The 1068-nt window shown below is 66.2% G+C and carries 2 protein-coding genes; both read left to right on the forward strand.

Translation table 11 applies throughout. From position 1 onward, the window contains the following. The first annotated feature begins 186 nt into the window (after positions 1 to 186). The gene (locus Q7A36_RS40070; RefSeq protein WP_305109370.1) at positions 187 to 681 is read left to right on the forward strand and encodes a transposase; all 495 of its coding nucleotides are present in this window, start codon (positions 187 to 189) and stop codon (positions 679 to 681) included. A 93-nt stretch (positions 682 to 774) separates the two neighbouring features. Beyond that, a partial coding sequence (locus Q7A36_RS40075) for a hypothetical protein (protein ID WP_305109371.1) occupies positions 775 to 1068 on the forward strand: 294 nt, incomplete at its 3' end.

The following is a 1068-nucleotide window of genomic DNA, read 5'->3' on the forward strand; positions in this document are numbered from 1 at the left end:
ACCCGCCAACCGAGACCGTCCGGGTGGCCGCAACACTGCGGCGCTTCCTGCGCGAGGGCACCCCCTGGCGCGGCCTGACCGCGACGGAGGACCAGGCCAGCGGCTCGACACTGCGCCGCTGCTTGGCGCGCTGGGCCGCATCGCACGTGCTGGCGAAAGTGCATGCCCTACTGTTCGGTATGCTGCGTGGCCACCCCGACCTCATTCTCGACAATTGTTTCGTCCGTGCCAAGCGCGGCGGCAACGTCCGACCCGAACCCGACAGATCGCGCCAAGGAGGGCACCAAGTACCATGTCGCGGTGGACGGCGACGGCGTGCCGGTCGCCTGCCTCACCACTGCGGGCAACGTCAACGACACGCTGGTCTTCGAGCGTCTGTTCCTTGCCGCCTTTGCGGTTATGGCCCGCATCCGCACGGTGTTCGCCGACAAGGACCACGACGCCGAGCGCAACTGCGACCTCTGCCGTCAGGTCCGCGCCGATCCGCAGATCCACAGGCGCGGCCGGGCACACTGCTCCGGGCTCGGCAAGCGGCGCTGCCCAGTCGATCGCAGCAAGGCCTGGCTGCTGGAGAACAAGCGCCTCGCCCTGCGCTACGACCGTCTCGGCGTCATCATGCAGTCGCTGCTCCAAGCGGCTTGCATATTCCTGGTTGCAGGCCGCCTCGCACGCACATTCTGAAAACCGCCTCTTACGACCATCACTGCGTAAACTCCGCACCAGAAGGGGGTGGGTGATTACGCGGCAAGTGACGTGCGCCCAGAAGGCGACGTGATGTCACGCAAGCTCCATCATGCGGTCAAACTCGCCTGGTCATCAAGCAACATGACAATGTCGGAGCGCGGCATGAAGACGGGCCTGCGCGGCGACGATCTCCTGCCGCACCCCGGCCAGGACCTGTTTGCTCTCGGCCAGGGTCAGGCCCAGGCTGGCCAGGTCGGCGAGGCTGTCGGGCCCGGAGATTTGCACAACGTCGGTGCTGTGCTCCGTCCCATCGGCCCCGACACTCATCAGTCTCACGATCCAAGCTACGATGGCGCCACCTCAGCGGGAAACAGAGGCAAAGCT

This window comes from Paracraurococcus lichenis (assembly GCF_030657435.1).
Lineage (GTDB): Bacteria > Pseudomonadota > Alphaproteobacteria > Acetobacterales > Acetobacteraceae > Paracraurococcus > Paracraurococcus lichenis.